Origin of the sequence: Marinobacter sp., assembly GCF_034669625.1 — a bacterium.
GTDB lineage: Bacteria > Pseudomonadota > Gammaproteobacteria > Pseudomonadales > Oleiphilaceae > Marinobacter.
Map to the genome: position 1 here is coordinate 15,254 of NZ_JAXMOY010000005.1, position 19,941 is coordinate 35,194.

At 53.3% G+C, this 19,941-nt stretch carries 18 protein-coding genes and 1 tRNA gene; 5 read left to right on the forward strand and 14 right to left on the reverse strand.

Annotated features, from left to right (window positions below; translation table 11 throughout):
• Positions 1-59: 59 nt before the first annotated feature.
• From VOI14_RS05865 to VOI14_RS05885, 5 genes are all read right to left on the reverse strand, one after another.
• Positions 60-743, reverse strand: a complete 684-nt coding sequence (locus VOI14_RS05865) for a rhomboid family intramembrane serine protease (protein WP_323751104.1) — start codon at positions 741-743, stop codon at positions 60-62.
• Positions 744-760: 17 nt separating this feature from the next.
• Positions 761-1,774, reverse strand: coding sequence for a metallophosphoesterase (locus VOI14_RS05870; protein ID WP_323751105.1), 1,014 nt, complete (start codon positions 1,772-1,774; stop codon positions 761-763).
• A gap of 2 nt (positions 1,775-1,776) precedes the next feature.
• The gene (locus tag VOI14_RS05875) at positions 1,777-2,661 is read right to left on the reverse strand and encodes an NAD(+) kinase (protein WP_323751106.1); all 885 of its coding nucleotides are present in this window, start codon (positions 2,659-2,661) and stop codon (positions 1,777-1,779) included.
• 113 nt (positions 2,662-2,774) lie between these two features.
• A complete protein-coding gene (locus tag VOI14_RS05880) occupies positions 2,775-3,998 on the reverse strand; it encodes a DNA repair protein (protein WP_323751107.1) in 1,224 nt (407 codons plus the stop codon).
• 133 nt (positions 3,999-4,131) lie between these two features.
• Complete coding sequence (locus VOI14_RS05885; protein ID WP_323751108.1) at positions 4,132-6,195, reverse strand: NADPH-dependent 2,4-dienoyl-CoA reductase; 2,064 nt, start codon at positions 6,193-6,195, stop codon at positions 4,132-4,134.
• Between the two features lie 138 nt (positions 6,196-6,333).
• On the opposite strand from VOI14_RS05885, the gene VOI14_RS05890 reads away from it, so the two are divergent.
• A complete protein-coding gene (locus VOI14_RS05890) occupies positions 6,334-7,377 on the forward strand; it encodes an AraC family transcriptional regulator (RefSeq protein ID WP_323751109.1) in 1,044 nt (347 codons plus the stop codon).
• A 36-nt stretch (positions 7,378-7,413) separates the two neighbouring features.
• On the opposite strand, the gene VOI14_RS05895 is transcribed toward VOI14_RS05890, so the two are convergent.
• Together VOI14_RS05895 and VOI14_RS05900 are read right to left on the reverse strand one after the other, a co-directional pair.
• Positions 7,414-7,490: transfer RNA gene (locus tag VOI14_RS05895), tRNA-Asp, on the reverse strand.
• 119 nt (positions 7,491-7,609) lie between these two features.
• Positions 7,610-8,641, reverse strand: a complete 1,032-nt coding sequence (locus VOI14_RS05900; RefSeq protein ID WP_323751110.1) for an AraC family transcriptional regulator — start codon at positions 8,639-8,641, stop codon at positions 7,610-7,612.
• Positions 8,642-8,905: 264 nt separating this feature from the next.
• Between VOI14_RS05900 and VOI14_RS05905 the strand changes: the two genes are divergently transcribed.
• Positions 8,906-9,784, forward strand: a complete 879-nt coding sequence (locus VOI14_RS05905) for a MaoC/PaaZ C-terminal domain-containing protein (protein WP_323751111.1) — start codon at positions 8,906-8,908, stop codon at positions 9,782-9,784.
• A 48-nt stretch (positions 9,785-9,832) separates the two neighbouring features.
• Here VOI14_RS05905 and VOI14_RS05910 read toward each other — a convergent pair whose 3' ends face one another.
• From VOI14_RS05910 to VOI14_RS05920, 3 genes are read right to left on the reverse strand one after another with little or no spacing between them, the layout of a single operon-like run.
• Complete coding sequence (locus tag VOI14_RS05910) at positions 9,833-11,398, reverse strand: response regulator (protein WP_323751112.1); 1,566 nt, start codon at positions 11,396-11,398, stop codon at positions 9,833-9,835.
• 52 nt (positions 11,399-11,450) lie between these two features.
• A complete protein-coding gene (gene fixJ, locus VOI14_RS05915) occupies positions 11,451-12,071 on the reverse strand; it encodes a response regulator FixJ (RefSeq protein WP_114333194.1) in 621 nt (206 codons plus the stop codon).
• 38 nt (positions 12,072-12,109) lie between these two features.
• Positions 12,110-14,518, reverse strand: a complete 2,409-nt coding sequence (locus VOI14_RS05920; RefSeq protein ID WP_323751113.1) for a Lon protease family protein — start codon at positions 14,516-14,518, stop codon at positions 12,110-12,112.
• Positions 14,519-14,757: 239 nt separating this feature from the next.
• Between VOI14_RS05920 and VOI14_RS05925 the strand changes: the two genes are divergently transcribed.
• Positions 14,758-15,135: a PilZ domain-containing protein gene (locus VOI14_RS05925; protein WP_323751114.1), complete on the forward strand. Its 378-nt coding sequence runs from the start codon at positions 14,758-14,760 to the stop codon at positions 15,133-15,135.
• On the opposite strand, the gene VOI14_RS05930 is transcribed toward VOI14_RS05925, so the two are convergent.
• The 4 genes from VOI14_RS05930 to VOI14_RS05945 form a co-directional block, all read right to left on the reverse strand.
• Entirely contained in the window at positions 15,136-15,597 is a 462-nt protein-coding gene (locus tag VOI14_RS05930) for a flavodoxin family protein (RefSeq protein ID WP_323751115.1), read from the reverse strand.
• Between the two features lie 22 nt (positions 15,598-15,619).
• On the reverse strand, positions 15,620-16,666 hold the full coding sequence (gene recA / locus VOI14_RS05935; RefSeq protein ID WP_133006085.1) for a recombinase RecA: 1,047 nt from the start codon (positions 16,664-16,666) through the stop codon (positions 15,620-15,622).
• A gap of 166 nt (positions 16,667-16,832) precedes the next feature.
• Entirely contained in the window at positions 16,833-17,333 is a 501-nt protein-coding gene (locus tag VOI14_RS05940; RefSeq protein WP_323751116.1) for a nicotinamide-nucleotide amidohydrolase family protein, read from the reverse strand.
• Positions 17,308-18,441, reverse strand: coding sequence for an FAD-dependent oxidoreductase (locus tag VOI14_RS05945; protein WP_323751117.1), 1,134 nt, complete (start codon positions 18,439-18,441; stop codon positions 17,308-17,310). The genes VOI14_RS05940 and VOI14_RS05945 overlap by 26 nt, the downstream gene beginning before the upstream one ends.
• A gap of 128 nt (positions 18,442-18,569) precedes the next feature.
• Between VOI14_RS05945 and VOI14_RS05950 the strand changes: the two genes are divergently transcribed.
• Entirely contained in the window at positions 18,570-19,268 is a 699-nt protein-coding gene (locus VOI14_RS05950; RefSeq protein ID WP_323751118.1) for a TIGR04283 family arsenosugar biosynthesis glycosyltransferase, read from the forward strand.
• Entirely contained in the window at positions 19,265-19,894 is a 630-nt protein-coding gene (locus tag VOI14_RS05955) for a TIGR04282 family arsenosugar biosynthesis glycosyltransferase (protein ID WP_323751119.1), read from the forward strand. Before VOI14_RS05950 ends, VOI14_RS05955 begins: the two co-directional genes overlap by 4 nt.
• Positions 19,895-19,941 lie beyond the last annotated feature (47 nt).

Here is a 19,941-nt window from a genome sequence, read left to right on the forward strand (position 1 = left end):
AATGACACTGGTCGTATCATTTGGTCTCTCTCATCAGGAGCTAATAGCTCTTTTCAGCCTCACCGTTCGGTGAGGCTTTTTTTATGGGGAGGAATCACCAGCGCCATCGCCAGCCCCCCGAGAAAGCCGCCCAAATGCGCTTCGTTAGCCATACGGCCCAATCCAACCCATTCAGGTATCGGCGTAAAACCAATGACCATCCAAACCAGCGCGAAGGTCACCAAAGCCGGCGGAAATTGAAACCGAGGGCGCCGTTGCTGACTCAACCAGCAATACCCCAAAATCCCATAAACCACCCCGGACAGCCCGCCAAACAAAGGTCCAGACACCAAGTATTGCAGTATATTGGAAGCAAGACTGGTAACCATAAACAGAGCGATCAGGCGTGCCCGGCCATCTATCCACTCAATCTGACTGCCAAGAAACCAAAGCATCACGGCATTGAATATCAGATGGGTCCAGCTGAAATGCAGAAAGTCGGGCGTTATCAGACGCCAGACTTCGCCAGCTGCCAAAGTTGCCAACAGTGCATCCCACCGTCCTTGCAGGGTCTCGAAGACATGCCAAGGCACAATTCTGGGATCTACAGCGGTCAGTTTTACCGCCAAAGCATTTTGCCCCATGCCGGTCAGCCAAACCATGACTAACGCAAGCGCAAGCACTGCGATGACAAACGGCGCATGTTTGGGCCCCGGCTGCCAACGGCCATCCGGGGTCACAGGGGAAGAACTCGGATTATCCAAACTTACCTCACTAGGGGTTATCGAGCGACACTGTCTTCGCTGATCGGGTAATCGGTTTGATCAGGACGGCTGACATCCACCCAAACAAACTTATCTTTTGACAGGGCTTTTTCACCGTCCATTCGGTACGCCACCATCCTTCCGTACTTCACGGCACTGTAATCGATGCAGGCCACGTTATGTTTCAAAGGTGCCGGCTCACTGTCCATCCAGTAATGACCAACGAAAACCGGAGGCGCATCTTGCGGGTAGGTAATCAATTGGGCCCGCTCCTCGGGCGTCAACTTCATTGCCGCCACGTCGGCTGGCAGTGGGTCTGGCTGAAACACTACATCAGCGTAGGTTTGAGGGTTGTCGGCCCAAAACTTGGTTCGAAAAAACTCTCGGGTATAGCCATCACGCCCCGTAATTTTTACGCCCTCAGGCAAACGAAGATCTGTGCCACGAAGAAGCGTATCCATGACTTGGCCCGCAAACGATTCAATCGCAGCAGACGCATGAAGGAAATCTTCATCGATGCACGCCCCACCCTGATTCTCGCGAAACAGGTCAATCAATGATTGGTCCCAGCAGGCGTGAACGGCCCGGAAGCCATCTTCTTCAATAAACAAAGGAATGGTGTAAAACCACTCCAGAAACTCATTCCATTCATGGGGGTAAGCATCAAATTGCTCGAGCGTTTCCTTAATCAACCGGTCATGGCGAGGATTGTGTTCACGCAAAAATTGCTTTCCACTGCCCGGGCGCGCGCGCGTGCAGTAGCCCAACGCATTATATTCATGGTTGCCCATCACAATCCGGGCGGAGCCGCGCTCAACCATATCCCGAACCAGGTGCAGCGATTCTCGTATTCTTGGGCCACGATCGATGATGTCACCGATAAAGATAGCCTGCCGGCGAGGGTGCTGGTAAACACCGTTTAGTTTGCGGTACCCCATTTGTTCCAGTAATTGCTCAAGGGTGTTCGCACAACCATGCACATCACCAATAACATCGTAACCGCGACTTCCGACTTCGTTTGCTCGCACCATGATCAACTCGCTGCTATCTCGCTTGCCCAACCCAGCTTGTCACGGCAGGTGGCATAGAAATTGTGATCGGTCGGATGAATAAGACGGATCTTGAACGGCTTTTTGGTGATTCGAATGATATCGCCGGGGGCACACGCAATGTTCATCTGGCCATCAAAACTGATTTGCGGATAGGTTTCATTGGTTTCGCCGATCACCAGTTTGATCTCACTTTTGCCATCCACCACGATCGGGCGACTGCTCAAGGTGTGCGGGAACATGGGAACGAGGACGACGGCATCCAGCTTGGGGTGCATGATCGGACCGCCTGCTGACAACGAATAGGCCGTAGACCCGGTTGGAGTTGCAACAATCAGCCCGTCAGAACGCTGGCTATAGACAAAGTGGCCATCAATATACAAATCAAAACCGATCATCCGCGTCGACTTACCGGGGTGAAGTACAACATCGTTCAGCGCCGAACCGTACCCCAACGGTTGGCCGTTACGCTCAACGTGGCCATCCAGCAGGAAACGCGATTCTTCCATATAATCGCCGGCCAAAACCTGCGCCAAGCGCTCCTCGAGGTCCACCGGGGAAATGTCCGTGAGAAATCCCAACCGCCCCCGGTTAACGCCGAGAATCGGTACTTTGGATTTGGCCAACTCTCGCGCCGCGCCCAGCAAACTACCATCACCACCAACCACGATGACAAGATCACAAATCTCCCCCAGCAGTTTTTTGCTGGCAACCTGAAGACCATGGCCCGGAATCATGGTGGCTGTGTCTTCTTCAATAATGACCTGATAGTTATTGGCCGTCAGGTATTGCTTGAGCTGACGCAGCGATTCAACCACCTTCACGCTGCCCATGCGGCCGATGATGCCGATATTCCTGAATTGATCCATGAAGTATCCCGTGGTGCCTATATGAGACAGGCGCAGCAATCCGCTGCCCTGATCTTTAACAAAGTTAAGGACAGTTTAACGAAACTCGCGCAGATACTAAAAAAAGTTCGACATCAGGGCTTATGGGCGTCGCAGCGATCGTCAACTCCCGCCTTGAATTCCGCCGGCTGGGTTACGCGTACGATGGGCTCACCGCAGCTCTGCCCTGCCTCAGTTTTATGAGCACAGAGCGGGTTTTCATAATGCCCCAACCACTCTTCATAAGCTTGCTCATTCAAGCCACAACGTTCAGCGGCATAGACCAACGGATTCTTGAAGTAGACACCAATATCCGCTGTTGGCAGCGTTATATGACCGACCCCGTGATGGTAGGCCACCAGAAACACCGAATGATCATCCAACTTATCCAGCAGGGAGCCCTCGAGAGGTTTTCGGTTCTTGAGCTCGTCATTCTCATGCTCCAGAGCATCAATGGTCTCGTCGCGTAGCTGCAACTCACGCTGTTTCCGCTGCAACTGCTCTCGCAACAAAACCAACTCAGCACCAGCTTTGTCATCCGATTCGGACTCGGCCTTCGCCATACTTTGTTGCATGGAAAGATACTGCTCGTTTCGCTCTGACAACCGGCGCTTCAGCTGTTCATTGGTATGCCGCATGCGCTCATGCTGCTGCTCCAGCTCAGAAAACTCAGACCGAAGCGCCTGCATTTCAAGGCGATGCTCACGCTGCAGATCGTTTAAAACATCCCGGTGCACAGTTTGGAGGGTTTTAATACGCAAACGATGTTCACGAAGCAGTTGGGCCATGCGGGCCCGCTCTTGGGAATCGTCGTCACCTTCGACTTCGGCGGGCTCGTCCAGGACAGGAATATCCCGTTCCCTTGTTTCAATTTTTTGAAACCGAAGCGAATTGGTCTGTACCGACTTTCGAATAGAATGGAAATGACTGTTTCCCGGCGTCATATCCGGGTCCCAAAGGAAGTCCTTGATCGTGGCATCCGGAGTCTGGCTCAGGCACACCAGGCGAATCGCGCCACCACCCAGATCCGGACCTTTAGAACCTTGCTCAGCCAACGTTTCAATCGGCACATTCCAAGTTCTATCAGCTTGACCTTCCTCATCAAACCAGATCTTAAAAAAAACCAGAGCCGCAATCGTCAGATCCGGGTTCAGTTTGACGAGTACCGCACGTACATCCGTTTCAGCAAGATCTGAAAGGCCCACATAACCATCCAGAAACGCATCAAATTCCGACAACCGCATCTGGCGCGCAACCTGCGCTCCATCCATAAAAAATACTGCCGAGTGGCCCTCAGCAGTTTGGCCGGCAATAACCATGAACTTTCTCCGCGTTTCGGGAACTCTATTACAAGGCGCCTTTAGAGGCGCCAAGACTCCAAATCGAGCCATCCTTCACACAGTCTAGCTAGACATATCCCGAAACACAGAGAAAAACTGAAACGTTTTGTGATCAGATTTCAGCGGCCAATCGGCTACCTTGATCGATCGCTCGCTTTGCATCCAGTTCAGCCGCCACATCAGCACCACCGATCAGGTGCACCGGCAAACCAGCCGCTTCCAGTCCCGCCTGCATATCGCGCAGCGGATCCTGACCCGCGCAAATTATCACCGTATCAACCGGCAACAATTTGTCTTCCCCTTGCTCGGCGCCTTTGGGCGTCACCGTAATATGCAGACCTTCATCGTCGATCTTTCGATAGCTCACACCCGGTATCATCTGAACATCGCGATTCTTCAACGAAGTGCGATGAATCCAGCCTGTGGTCTTGCCCAAATTCTTACCGACTTTGGAAACTTTACGCTGCAACAGGTAAACCTCGCGGGCCGGCGCTGGAACTTCAGCCTGAACACCTTTAATACCACCGCGATGTTCAACGGTCAGATCAACACCCCACTCTTTCATGAAGTGCTCGGTATTCAGCGATGGAGAATCGCCTTCGTGAACAATGAACTCGGAGACGTCAAATCCAATACCACCGGCACCGATGACAGCCACCTTCTGACCGACTGGCTTACGCTTCAGAATGGCATCCAGATAGCCGATCACTTTCGGGTGATCAATACCTTCAATTTCAGGCGTACGCGGCTTAACCCCGGTGGCAAGAACCACTTCGTCAAATCCGCCAGCCTTTAGCTCAGCTTCCGAAACGCGAGTATTCAAACGCACCTCAACGCCGTGCTTATCGAGCATGACACGGTAATAACGAAGCGTTTCGTAAAACTCTTCTTTGCCCGGTATGCGCTTGGCCACGTTGAACTGACCACCAATCTCACTGGCGTCGTCAAACACTGTCACGTTGTGGCCTCGCTCGGCTGCAACAGCGGCAAACGCAAGCCCTGCTGGACCGGCACCCACCACCGCAATCGATTTCGGCTTCATGGTTTTAACATAGGCCAATTCAGTTTCATTACAGGCGCGCGGGTTAACCAAACAAGTGGTCAGCTTGCCGCTGAAGGTATGATCCAGACAGGCCTGGTTGCACCCGATACAGGTATTGATCTCCTCGGCGCGATCTTCTGCCGCCTTCAGCACCAAATCTGCATCTGCCAGGAATGGACGAGCCATAGACACCATGTCCGCATCACCTTCCGCCAGCACTTTTTCGGCCACATCAGGCATATTAATCCGGTTTGTGGTCACCAGCGGGATACTCACCTCACCCTTCAACCGAGCGGTGACTTTCGTGAAGGCTCCGCGGGGCACTGACGTGGCGATCGTAGGCACGCGGGCCTCGTGCCAGCCGATACCGGTATTGATGATGGTGGCACCGGCTTTTTCGATTTCTTTCGCCAGATGAACCACTTCTTCCCAAGTACTGCCGTCCTCGATCAGGTCCAGCATCGACAAACGATAAACAATGATGAAATTCTCACCGACCCGCTCACGGACGCGGCGCACAATTTCGATAGGAAGACGAATGCGATTCTCATAACTGCCACCCCACTGGTCGGTACGGTGGTTGGTATGAGCAACGATAAACTGGTTAATGAAGTAACCTTCCGAACCCATGATTTCGACGCCGTCATAGCCGGCACGCTGGGCCAACGCAGAACAATTAACGTAGTCATCGATCTGCTTCTCGATACCCGCTTCATCAAGCTCTTTGGGCTTGAACGGATTAATAGGCGCCTGAATCGCCGACGGCGCAACCAACTCGGGCGAGTAGGCATAACGCCCTGCATGCAGAATCTGCATACAGATCTTGCCATCAGCCTCGTGCACGGCCTGAGTGATCACCTTGTGCTTGTCAGACTCTTCTTCGGTGCTCATCTTTGCCGCATGCTGAAACACCGAACCTTCGCTGTTAGGTCCGATTCCCCCAGTAACGATAAGACCAACGCCGCCACGAGCACGCTCCGCATAAAATGCAGCCAGGCGCTCGAACCCTTGCTTCACTTCTTCCAAGCCGGTGTGCATAGAGCCCATCAGGGTGCGGTTACGCAGAGTGGTAAAACCAAGATCCAGAGGCTCCAGAAGATGTGGGTATTTGCTTGCGCCAGGCGTTGCGGTCATCGGTGTTCTCCTCATCAATTTCAGGCGGGACAAACTAAGCCCCCGTTGTTATAGCGCTTACATTACTCAGCCACACTCAAGACAACAATATCCAAAAACAACATTTGATTATCTTTAAATAACACCGATAATAACCAGATGCCCCAAAACCCAACCTCCCCCCAGAACGCTCTTGGCGATATCAGCCTGCTTTATGTCTCGGTACTTCTGCGCGCGGTCGAAGCTGAAGGCGGCGACAGCCAAGCACTTAAGCAGCAGTTTCGCCTGAACGACCCCGCACTAGCATCTCCGGAAGCGAGAATCAGCATTCCAAGATTCATGCGCCTCGGTCACGCAGCCATCACCGCCACGGGCAACCCAGCCCTGGGACTTCGCATGGGGGCCCTGACTCGTCCAGTCGATGCAGGATTGGCCGGACTTGCCGCTGAGACTGCAAGCTCGGTCGGCCAGGCCCTGACAACGATTATTCGCTATTCACTTCTGACCAGCCAAAACTCCAGGGGAGAATCCACCCTGGACAAAGGCAAGCGACAAGCTCGGTTCTATTCGATCCAGCCTTACAACCCATACAATTATTTTGTTGTGGACTCGATACTCGCCGCCTGGACCCAAATGATCCGCCACATAACCGGCCGATACGACGTTCTCGAAGCAGTACGAATTGAATACCCCTCTATCGGGCAGGAAGAAATCTTTGAAAGCTGGTTTCGCTGCCCGGTCGAATTTGGTGCACCCGAAAATTCAATCCAACTCAAAGACAGCGTCTGGCATCACACGCCCACACAGGCTCATGCCGCGATCCACACAAAACTGACAAACTGGTGCGAAGAGGAACTCACAGAATTGCGCCAAGGCTGGCGCGTTGCGGATCGCGTTCAGCGCTTGATGACCCCCTTGCTAAGAGGCGAAGCACCAACACTGGAAACATTAGCCACGAAGCTCGGTACAACACCGTGGACGTTGCAGCGGCAGCTCGGCGCTGAAGGCACCGGATTTCGACAACTACTGGATGAGACGAGAAAAAAACTGGCTGAGGATTATCTTCAAGAAACAAACGCGTCTTTGGCTGAAATCGCTTGGCTGCTAGGCTTTGCCAACCCGCCGGCTTTTCATAAAGCATATCAGCGCTGGCACGGAATTAGCCCGGGCGAAAGACGAAAACTAAAGAGTTTTGAGAAATAAAACGAAGAGTAAAAAAACAAAGAGAAGGGATAAAAATGGCGGAGCGGACGGGACTCGAACCCGCGACCCCCGGCGTGACAGGCCGGTATTCTAACCAACTGAACTACCGCTCCGCGCGGGCTGCCTGAGCAAGCTGTTAATTGCTCGGTGACAACGAGGGCGAATTATATAGACCTCCGCCCCCATGTCAACGCTTTCTCCAAACTTTTTTAATTTTTCCCGAAACTGGTGATTAAACAGTCACTTCAGCGACATCTTTGCTCTGCGCCGTCTTGCGATACTCAATGGGCGTCATGTTCGACCACCGCTTAAACGCGCGATAAAACGTGCTCGGCTCCGAAAAGCCTGTGAGGTACACGATCTCGTCGATCGACTCATCCGTTGTCGCCAGCAGCTGCCTAGCCAACCGATAACGGAAATCGGCCAACACCTGATTAAAACTGGTGTCAGCTTCGGTCAGTCGGGTCCGAAGGGTCCGCGGCTTCATGTCCAACCGCGCGGCAACCGAGTCCAGGGTTACTTCTCCGCTGTCCAGCAGCTCAGCAACAATACGTTCCACTGAACCTACAATATCTTTCTTTTCAAGCCTTGCCACCTGCTCACTGGCAAAGCGTTCATGCAGCGCCAACAATTCGGGCTCGGCGTGAGGCGACGCATAGGAAAGCACTTCAACCGGGAAGTACAAGCGATTCTCTTCTGCGCCAAAAATGACATCACAACCCAGAACGTCTTTTGCATGCTCAACACCCCGATCTCGCTCATGTTCGAACTCAATGCGGGAAGGATAAAAACGGTTACCCGTAATCGACTTGAAAAAGATAATCACGCCCTGAACAAAACATTCATTGAAATGTTTCAGTCGGCTTACCTCATCCGAAGCCGCATCTAGAACCATGCAAGCTTCGTCGCCTTCAATCAGGAAATCGGTTTTTGCTGCATCGCTCAACAAGCGCTGATAGTTTTGGGCACGGCGCAGACCTTCGCCGAAAGTCGGGCTACTTAAAAATAGATATTCCAGCACCTGACCTTTATAGGGAGGCAAGACGGTACCGAGATGCAGCCCGATATCCGGATCGCCGGATTCGTCTTCTACGGTTTGCCAGAAGTACAACTGCGCACTGTGAGGTGTCCGGAGCTGCTCTGTGTAAACATAACTTTCGTCGACACCCAAGCGGCTAAAGACGGCATCGGTATCGACACCCTTTGTCTTCATCGCCTCATAGATCAAACGCAACATCACACCAGCATCACGTAATTCCTGCATAGTTTTTTTATATCCCTTGTAACCCGGATTTTTGTAATACAGCTACCACTTTGACCCGTCGGACACGATCCAGAGCTTCATGGGTCAATGTCCGTTGCAGTTGGGTTTGACAGACTTCTCCGCGCAGCCGCGATTGTTATCCTACATTAGTATCATATCAGGCCAGTCGCGCACAGTTGTAGTTGCTTCCAAAAAAACTTCAGGAAAGCAATAACCCCCTTTTACCAGCTGCCGGCTCACGGGCCAGCAACGGAGACAGCCTTGATGCCAGAACCCATCATCTATCGGAACACCACGCCCAGCTTGCTACCGCTTTTCGGCAGAGCCCTGCTGCCCAAGCAGCAAAAGCCCAGCGACACCACTCAGATACCAGAACTTCAAGCCGAGGTACTTGGCGTAGCGACCAACACCGACAGCTTGCCCAGCTATCGGAAAGTATGCGGCTTTAAGGCGGGCTCGCAACTGCCGACCACTTGGCCACACATCCTGGCCTTCCCTCTGCACCTGAAGCTGCTGACCGATCCGAGCTTCCCCCTCCCGCTGCTGGGACTCGTGCACATTCGCAACAGCATTACTCAACACCGACCAATTATGACCGGAGAAAACCTGGACATACGAGTGACGCTTGGAAACCGGCAGAGGACAGACAAAGGCATTGAATTTGATCTGATAACCGAGGCACGCTCAGCGGGCACGTTGATCTGGGAAGAAACCAGCACCAACCTGTTCCGCATGTCACGCCCAAGCGCAGGTGAGTCGAAGCCCAAGGCAGCGCGCACCCAACCCGAAGCCCTCCCGTTCAACGATTTAATCACCGCTCCGGAAAACATTGGCAGGCAGTACGCGAAGGTTGCAGGCGATCAGAACCCCATTCACCTGTATGCACTGACCGCGAAAGCGTTCGGCTTCCCGAGAGCCATCGCCCACGGGATGTGGAGTAAGGCGCACGCACTGGCCAAGCTGGAACAACGAAACGACTGGAAAGAAGGCGCCTTCACCATAACCTGCCAGTTCAAAACACCATTACTGCTTCCGGGAACGGCACAGCTTAACTGGCAGGAAGGTGGTGACGGCTGGGATTACCAAGTACTTAATGCAAAAGGCACCGCACCGCACTTGAGCGGGCGTATAGAGTGGCTCTAACCGAGCCAGCTCAGAAGGAATGACGACCTGAAGGTTCAGGCCGTCATTTTATTCACTGGCGCAGGCATCATTGCTTGCACCCGTGATGGGCAATGTGAAATAGAAACAGGCTCCGGTTCCGTCAGGGCGCTCGTAGCCAATATCCCCACCCTGAGCCTGAATCAAGGAACGGCATGTGGCCAGGCCAATCCCCATTCCGTCCTGTTTCGTAGTAAAGAACGGATGGAAAAGTTTGTCTTCCGCCTCTTCAGAAACACCCACACCGTGATCCCGAACCTGCACACGAACACACTGCTTACCACAGCGACGCGCACTGACTTCAACTGGCGCGGAGACCCCGGCTTCACGAGTGGACTCCAATGCATTACGTATAAAATTCAAAGCGACCTGTTGAACCTGGACGGGATCAGCCAAGACCTCAGGCAAATCTTCCTCCACCACTACTTCAATTCCGCCTTCGTTATTACGAACATCCACTTCGGCAAACTGACGCGTATCCTCAAGCAACGCCGGTACCGCCAGTGCCTCTTTCCCGGTAGCCGGCTTCTTCATAAACCGACGAATGCGGCGAATGATTTCACTGGCTCGATGGGATTGAGCTTCAATCTTTTCCATGGTTTCCTGAAGCAGGGAAAGGTCCGGATCTTCCTTAGCCATCACCCGACCTGAAACGCGGGCGTAATTCGCAATTGCTGTCAGTGGTTGATTCACCTCATGGGCGAAACCAGCAGCCATTTCACCCATGGTGGTCAGCCGTGACGTGTGGGCAAGCTGATCCCGCTGCTCCTGAACCAGAGTCCTGGCGTCTTCCAAGGCTTGTTCGTTGTTGAGTTCAACAGTGATATCACGAAACACAACCACAGCCCCATGCAACTCACCGTCATCCAACTTAGGCGTTGCACGATACTCTGCAGGGAAGCCGCCCCCACCTACGCGCTGCAACTGAATATTGCGCTGATGCTCCGCAACACCTTTCCTGCAGGTTTTCATGACAGGGAGACAGGTATCGCTTTCTGCGGCCGTAGAAAAATGCAGTTCGAAGAAGTTTTTCCCAATCAGGCTTTCAACAGGGCAACTAACAATCTCAGCGGCTGCCTGATTAGCGAACTCAATAACGCCATTCTCGTCTAACCCGTATATCCCCTCACTGATCGAGTTGAGAATGCGATCTTGATCACTGACCAGTTCACGGTTCCGCGCATGGAGTTCCCGCTCAAGTCGGATGACTTTCGCATGGGTATCTACACGCGCGATCACTTCTTGGGATTGAAACGGCTTCGAGATGTAATCGGCCCCACCCAGCGAGAACCCTTTCACCTTGGACGGCAGGTCGTCGAGAGCCGACAAAAAGACCACAGCACAGTCGGAGGTGACGGCATCAGCCTTCAGGCGCTCACACACCTCATAGCCATCCATCTCCGGCATCATGATGTCCAGCAGAATAACTTCAGGTCGGTGACGGTGTGCGAGATCCAACGCTTTCGCGCCTTCGTTGGCAATCAACAACCGATACCCTTTGTCTTTCAGGGTCTCGTAAAGGACCTTCAGATTCTGCGGATTATCATCCACCAACAGAACCGTCACCTCTGAGTTTTCACTGACAATTGCAGTCATAGTCAACCTAACCGGTTATAAACATTCTGGCATGATGACCATACCTGCCGGATCAGTCGATAAGGTCCTTTACGGACAGCACCATACGCACAAGGTGTGCGAGGGAGTGCGTACCCATCTTGTGCATCACCCGTGAACGGTGAATTTCAACGGTGCGCTGGCTGATTTCTAGCTCGATGGCGATTACCTTGTTCGCCTGACCAGCAATCATCCTATCCATGATTTCCGTCTCGCGCGGGGTAAGACTCTTCACACGACGAACAATTTCCAGACGTTCTCCTAACGTCTTGCGTTGCTCTCGGTCCTGCTCAAGCGCGGCTTCAATCTTTTCCAGAAGCGCCTCTTCCCGGTAGGGCTTTTGAATAAAGTCCACGGCACCTTCTTTCATGGCGTCAACCGCCATCGGCACGTCGCCATGGCCCGTCACAAAGATAATAGGCAGGATGGAATGTTTTTCGTTGAGTTTCTTCTGCAGCTCCATGCCATCCATACCAGGCATCCGGATATCCAGCACTATGCAGCCAGCCATCTCTTCCGAGTAATCTTTCAGGAAAGCGCCTGCATTTTCGTAGGTTTTCACTGGTTTGCTGTCGGATTTAAGCAACAGAGCCAATGAATCACGGACCGCTTCATCGTCCTCTACTACGTATACAGTCTGCGGGGTATCAGTCATGGAAATTCACTCTCCTGTGCATTTTGTTATGGGGCCGATCAGTGAATGGACGGATCTTTTTGATCGTCCCGAGCATGTTCCTGGCGCTCATGTTCACGCATTTTTTCTAATCGTTGCTGGATAATGCCAAAAACGCTGTGTTTAGGGTACCTGCCTTTGCTGTCAGCTTTACCCGCGGGCTTACCCAATAACAGTGTAATCGCGTCTTCCACACGGGCAACCGGGTACACCGAAAACTTACCGGCCTTAGCCGCCTGCTGCACGTCACTATCCAACATCAGGTTCTGAACGTTAGTGTGCGGGATAACCACCCCCTGAGTGCCTGTCAAACCGCTTTTCAGCTCACAGGTGGCATAGAAACCTTCGATTTTTTCATTCACACCACCAATAGGCTGCACCTCGCCAAACTGGTTCACCGAACCTGTGATGGCAAGATCCTGACGCACAGCAACACCGGATAGCGTTGAGATCAAAGCGACCAACTCTGCCAACGATGCGCTATCGCCATCTACTTCGCCATAGTTCTGCTCAAAGGTCAGGCTTGCAGACAAGTGCATCGGATCATTCATGGCGAAATGCGAAGACAACCAGGAACTGAGGATCATCACCCCTTTGGAGTGAATATTGCCACCCAGCTTCACGTCGCGCTCAATGTCGATGATCTCTCCATCACCATAATAGCAAGAAGCGGTTACCCGGTTAGACAAGCCAAACTCGAAACCACCCGTTGATAAAACGGATAACGCATTTACCTGACCAACGCAGGCTCCGGTAGTACTCACCAGAGTCGTGCCGTCTCGAATGGAATCGTAAAAATGATCGCGGATCCGGCTGTCGCGGTAGCGCGCACTCTCCAGCGCACGAGCGACGTGCACATCGGAAATCAATCGAGCGCCTGCCTGCCGCGCCCAGAAATCGGATTCCCGAAGCAGGTTGGCAATATCCGCTGCGTGCAATGAGAGGCGATCCTGATGTTCCGCCATACGCGCGCTGTACTCAATGATCCGGGCAACCGCTTTGGCGTTGCAGTGCAGTAGTTTTTTCTCGACCACAAGGCTGGCGATAAACTTTGCGTACTGAACCTGACTGTCGGCGGTTCGATACATTTCGTTTTCAAAGTCAGCCGTAACCCGAAATAACTCTGCGAACTCCGGGTCGTATTCCTGAAGCAACATCCAGGTTTCCCGATCCCCGAAGAGTACAATTTTCACATCCAGCGGCACCGCTTCAGGCTCAACAGAGATAGTGCCTGACAGGGTTAGCTCCCGCTCGAGGGAGTTTATTTCAATAAGGTGTGACCGTAGCGCGCGCTTTAAGGCATCCCATACGAACGGTTGCTCAAGCACCTTGTCGGCGTCCATCAACAGATAACCACCATTAGCGCGGTGCAAGCTACCCGGGCGAATCAGTGAGAAGTCGGTGAACACCGTGCCCTTGTAGGTCACGTTCTCTACATAACCAAACAGACTGTGGTACGTGGGGGTTTCTTCCACCACCACGGGCACTTCTTTGTTACTTTGATGAACCAGAAGGTTGACCAGATATCGACGTGGGGCCTTTCTATCCAACGAGGCATAGGCCATCGCTGCCTGCTCCTCGCCGTCTTCCAGAAAAATATCGAGGTTTTCAGCCAAATCTTTGCGAACCGCTTTCAGGTAGGCAACGACATCCGCATATTTCTCGTATTTGGCTTCCAGTTCATCAAGCTGATGCCCGGATATGCCTTCAAGCGTTTCCTGATTTAACGCCTGCTGCTTTTCAGCGTATTCCATTTCCCAGTCAGCCAACTTGCGAAGTGCTTGCCGGAGTTTTTTCTCCAACTTGTTAATGACTTCTTCAAATTTGTCACGCTGGGCGTCGGTCAGCTCTTTAAAGCTTTCAGGTGTGTGTGGCTGGTCACCGTTCATGGACACCAACCTATATCCGCCAGGGGTTGTGACTGTCAGACTGACTTTTTTACGCCGCGCCTGTGCAGCCACCTTCTCTAACTCGTCTTCTTGCATTTTGACGTAGTCATTCTTCAGGCTTTCAGCCCGTTCGAGAAAGCCGTCACCTTCGAATGTCTGAGGAATCATTTTGACCAGGCGGGACATCAGTTTTTCCATGTCCTGCTTCAACTGATTACCCATACCCGCCGGGAGCTTCAGCAGAGTCGGATTTCGAGGCTCATCGAAATTCGCCACATAACACCAGTCGTGGATCTGCTGCTCGGTATCGGTGTGATGCTCAAGGTAGCGAAGCATCATCGTGCGTTTGCCCAGCCCGTTTCGGCCAACCGCGTACACGTTATACCCGCCATGTGGCATGGCTAACGCAAAGCGAACGGCCTCTTCAGCACGATTTTGTCCCACAATTTCGGCCAAAGGTTCCAATTGCCGGGTCGTTTTGAATGGCAGGTCTTTCAGAACACAGGCTTTGTACAACTGTTGCAGCGGCAATGACTTCAAGTTCGGTACCCGTCGAGGTCGATTTCAAGTGATAAAAACAACCTTGCATTGTAGTGCCTGCGATCCTGACTGTCGCCTACCACTTCCGGTTTTATCCTATTAGGCCCTTAACACTGTGCAATGCGAACCAGATCACAGATCCCTGACCACTAGATTCAATGAACAGCCGCCCATCACTACACTCCATAGCACGGAGGTTTTCCGGGAATAACAAATACACGGACGTGACGCGCAAAGAAATGACGAAAAACTTCACTGATCGCCGAATTAAAGACCGATTCCAGACCTCTTGCCTGACCGTGCAGCTGCGTGAACAAGGTTTCTTCAAGCGTGGCAAACCGTCTATTGCGGTATCTTGTCTGGATTTCAACCGCTACGGCATGGCGGTACTGTGCCCGAGACCCTTAGCCCGTGGCGCACGCCTGCTTTTGGAGATCGAGGGGAAATACATCTACGAACCTCACGTTAAAGCTCGCGTCGTGACCTGTAGCCCCTACCAGACGGGCTTCCGGGTCAGTTTGCAGTTCACCTACTGCCTGAACGCCAACAACTATTCCCGGGCAGTCGACAATGCCTTGTCGCGCATAGAAGGGTTTTACAACCGACTGGCTAGCTGATCAGATCAAACCCGCATCCAGACTGACGGCAACATACATACCAAGCTCTTCACACTGTGCGACAAACTCGTCTTTGTACTCACCCCGACACGTCAAAGGCTCTTTAACCAATTTCCAGCGCAATCCGGTGGTGATACTTTCAATGGCTCGTCGCGTGCCGGTGCCATCGTGTCCAGCACGAATATAAAAGGCGAAAGGGAGACCTTGAGTCTTTTCAAGGCAGGGGTAATAACTTCGGTCGAAGAAATCTTTGAGGGCCCCCGACATATAGCCGAGGTTTTCGGTGGTACCAAGGATGATTGCATCGCAAGCCAGAACATCCTCGGGGCCGGCATCCAGCGGCGCTTTAACAAGCACTTCAACCGCTTCAATATCCGGGTGGCGGGCGCCGTTCTCAACGGCTTCCCGCAACCGCAAAGTATTCGGAGATGGGGCATGGGCTACAATAAGCAATCGCTTCATAACACACCTCCACTAACTGTTATTAGAGCAGCTCTCCGTTTGCCTCAGCCGTTGCGGCTGCAGCCTCGTCCTTCTTAACAGGCTTAGGCATCAACTTCTCACGAACTTTAGCCTCGATTTCCTGAGCCACGTCCATATGCTCTTCCAGATACTTGCACGCATTTGCCTTGCCCTGGCCAATCTTGTCACCGTTATACGCGTACCAGGCTCCGGCTTTATCAACAAAGCCTTCTTTCACACCCATGTCGACCACTTCAGCCATGTGGTAGATGCCCTTACCGTACATGATCTGGAATTCGGCTTGCCTGAACGGCGGAGCCACCTTGTTTTTAACCACCTTCACACGGGTTTCGTTACCAACCACTTCGTCCCCGTCTTTGACAGCACCAATACGGCGAATATCCAGACGCACAGAGGAGTAGAATTTCAGAGCGTTACCACCGGTGGTCGTTTCGGGAGAACCAAACATCACACCAATCTTCATACGAATCTGGTTAATGAAGACCATCAGGCAGTTGGCGTGTTTCACGTTACCGGTCAACTTACGCAAGGCTTGAGACATCAAACGAGCCTGAAGACCAACGTGACTGTCACCCATCTCGCCTTCAATTTCTGCCTTCGGCGTCAGTGCGGCTACCGAGTCGACAATGATCACGTCAATGGCGTTTGAACGCACCAGCATGTCGGCAATTTCCAGAGCCTGCTCACCCGTGTCGGGCTGTGAGACCAGCAGGTCGTCTACATTGACACCCAGCTTCTCGGCGTAGATAGGATCAAGCGCATGCTCGGCATCGATAAAGGCACAGGTTTTACCCTGCTTTTGAGCTTCAGCGATGACCTGAAGGGTCAAGGTGGTTTTACCGGAGCTTTCCGGGCCGTAGATTTCAACAATCCGGCCGTATGGCAAACCGCCTATACCCAGAGCAACATCCAGCCCCAAGGAGCCGGTAGATACCGCAGGAATGGCTTCGCGGGGCTGATCGCCCATCTTCATCACGGCACCTTTGCCGAACTGGCGCTCAATCTGGCCAAGTGCTGCGCTGAGTGCTTTCTTGCGGTTATCTTCCATTATTGCCCCACCTTGTTTACCGGAATGCCCGAGCCTCTATATGTTTGAGGTCCGCAGCGATATTCAAAAGAATACACCGGAGGCTATCCAGTGCTTTTCCTGTATATTTGAACAGTATTAAAACATAAGCGTTCGCAGAGACCAACCCCCGCCCAAGCGAAAAACATCACAGCTTTCGCAGAAATTCCGTAACCCCTTGCAGGACATACAAAACCGCCTGGCGCCGCACCTGATCTCGGTCACCACCAAAGCGTTGCACGCTGGCCTCAGTACGCTCGCCTCCCATCCCCCAAGCAAACCAGACGGTACCGACGGGCTTATCCTCGCTGCCGCCGCCGGGGCCGGCGATACCACTAATGGCCACCGCCACGTCGACCCCTACAGCCTTTATCGCACCTTCAACCATCTGGCGAACCACCGCTTCGCTCACAGCGCCATACTCTTCCAGCGCAGACGCCTCCACGCCCAGAATAGTGCGCTTGGCTTCGTTGCTGTACGTTACCAACCCCGCCATCAAATACGCCGACGAGCCAGCGCTATCGGTCAATACCTTAGCAACCCAACCGCCAGTGCAACTCTCTGCGGTCGCAATCGTTCGGCCCTGCTGCTTCAGAAGCGTGGCCAACTGGTCTCCGGCCTGCTCAAGCGCCAACTCGGATGCCTGCATCGTTCGATCTCCCGTTAAAACCGCCTACAAACCCACGATCAATTTTGTCTTTCAAGCACCAAACCCACTTTCCAGAGAAAGAGAAAGGGCCATAACTCCCGACCGCGACTTTGTCACCACAGGCAATAAGGTACAACGTATTGGTTCGAGGCTGAAAGGCTCTGAGCTTGCCAGATGCGCTTGCTGCACGCAGGTTGTCCGCCAGTACTGGCGCCGCACGAACGGCATGTACGCCAGAGCGCTTCACGGCCTGATCGACACGGCTACAGGCATCGCCGGCAGCGAAAACGTCAGGATGAGACAGGCTTTGTTGGTATTCATTCACCAGCACAAAGCCTCGGGCGTCTACCGCCAGACCACTCGTCGCCAGAAATGGAAAAGCCTCCGAACCGGTTACCGCCATAACCAGGCCCGGATCCAGGGACGTGCCATTCGTCAGAGTCAGATAACGGCCGGCAGCTTCAGCTCGTTCCTCAACAATGTCCACGCCCAGCTTTGCCAGCTTCCGACGGGTCAATTTGCGTAAACGTTGACTAAAATCCGGCAACAGCCCTTGATTGCCCGTTATCAAACTTACCCTGGTATCCGCTTCAGCACCTCCCGCTCCGACATGCGCCATGGCCATCGCCAACTCGGCACCTGCCGCACCGCCACCCACTACGACCAAATGCCGGACCCTGCCGTCAGAAGCCTCGTTGAAGCGTGACCACTGCCGGTGAAACTGTCCCAATGGCTTAATGCTCAGCAACGAGCCGGTGAACCCTCGAAGATTCTCAAGGTTGGTTTTCGCGCCAATATCGATTGAAAGCCAGTCGTAATCCAGCAGATCGCCATCCGCCAGTCGAATCTGCTTATCGTCCGCCAGGATTTCCACGACGCTACTCAGCACAAGCTTGGCACCGGCCGCTTTCGCCACAGGTTCAGCATCGACCCGGCATTGATCAATGGTGTAATGCCCGGCAATCCACCCGGGAATCATGCCCGAGTAGTATTGCCATCTTGATGGCGTCACCAGAACCAACTCGACATCGTCAAGCGGCGTCGTTATCCATTGCTTTAACGCGATCAGATGTGCGTGGCCAGCCCCCATCAAAATAAGGCGTTTCATAACAACTCCGGTGATTGTCGGCGCAGAACAAACAAAGGTATTCTCAAGTGCAGCTCCTTCTGGTTAGATAACAAGATTATCGCTTCTGACCCGCCAACCCCCAACATGTTCCGGAGTACCTCATTTACGTGCCAAACGCCTCTACGGTTAAACCCGAGCTTTCCATCATCGTACCCGTGCTGAACGAAGCGGCCGAATTACCGGATTTGTTAGCGCATTTAACGCACTGGCAACAACGGGGCGCCGAAGTGGTCTTAGTGGATGGCGGCAGCACAGATCAAACCTCAAACATGGCCCGTGACGCCGGCTTCGAGGTTGTAGTCACCTCAGCTGGCCGCGCCAATCAGATGAACGCCGGGGCGCTAGCCAGCCACTCAGAACAGTTGCTCTTTCTTCACGCAGACACCCGTCTTCCTGACGATGCCGACCAACTTCTGAGCCAAGCCTTCAGCTCGGGCTCTTCCGGTTGGGGGCGCTTTGATGTGGTGATTGAAGGGCGCTCAAAAATGCTGCCGGTGATCGCGGCATTGATGAACGGGCGTTCGAGGCTCAGCGGCATCGCTACCGGAGACCAGGCCTTGTTCATGACACGAAAGCTATTCAACAAAGCTGGCGGCTTTCCGGAGCAACCACTGATGGAAGACATTGAAATCAGTAAGCGGTTGAAACGGATCTCCCGACCGATTTGCCTGTCGCAAAAAGTAACCACCTCCGGGCGAAGATGGGACACTCGAGGCAGCTGGCCAACCATCCTGCTCATGTGGCAACTTCGCTGGGCATACTGGAGGGGCGTACCAACCCAACAACTTGTAGAGCGCTACCGATGAACCCCATCCGAATCATCATTATGGCTAAAGAGCCGCAACCGGGCCGAGCCAAAACCCGCCTAATACCGGCCTTGGGCGAGGTGGAGGCAGCAGCACTGGCAGACCGGCTGTTTCACAGAGCGCTGCAACAAGCGTTAGCCGCCAATCTGGGGCCGGTTGACCTGTGCATCACACCGGACCCGACAGCCCCCTACTGGCGCGAACTGCCCGACGTAGAAAACTGCAGACAGTTCTTACAGGTGAACGGCGATCTGGGCGCCCGCATGTCGGCGGCGGCTCGGAACGGTCTTGATCAAGGATCAGCCGTACTGATCATGGGTACTGACTGCCCGGACCTTGATGCCGAGCGGCTTAAAGACATGGCAGAATCACTGCAAAATCACGATTGTTGCCTATGCCCGGTCACCGATGGTGGCTATGCCCTCATCGGCCTACGACAGTTTTCCGATACGCTTTTCAGCGATATCCCATGGAGTACAGCACACGTTGCCCCGATCACAAGGGATCGGCTCAAAACGCTCGGCTGGTCATGCTATGAAAGCGAACCATTAAGCGATGTAGACGAACCAGATGATCTGGCGCAACTGGCCAAAAACTATCCCAAACTGGCTAATCCAGACAACTAATCCGAGTTTACCGTGAATCGCCAGGAAAGAACCTTCGAGCCCACTCC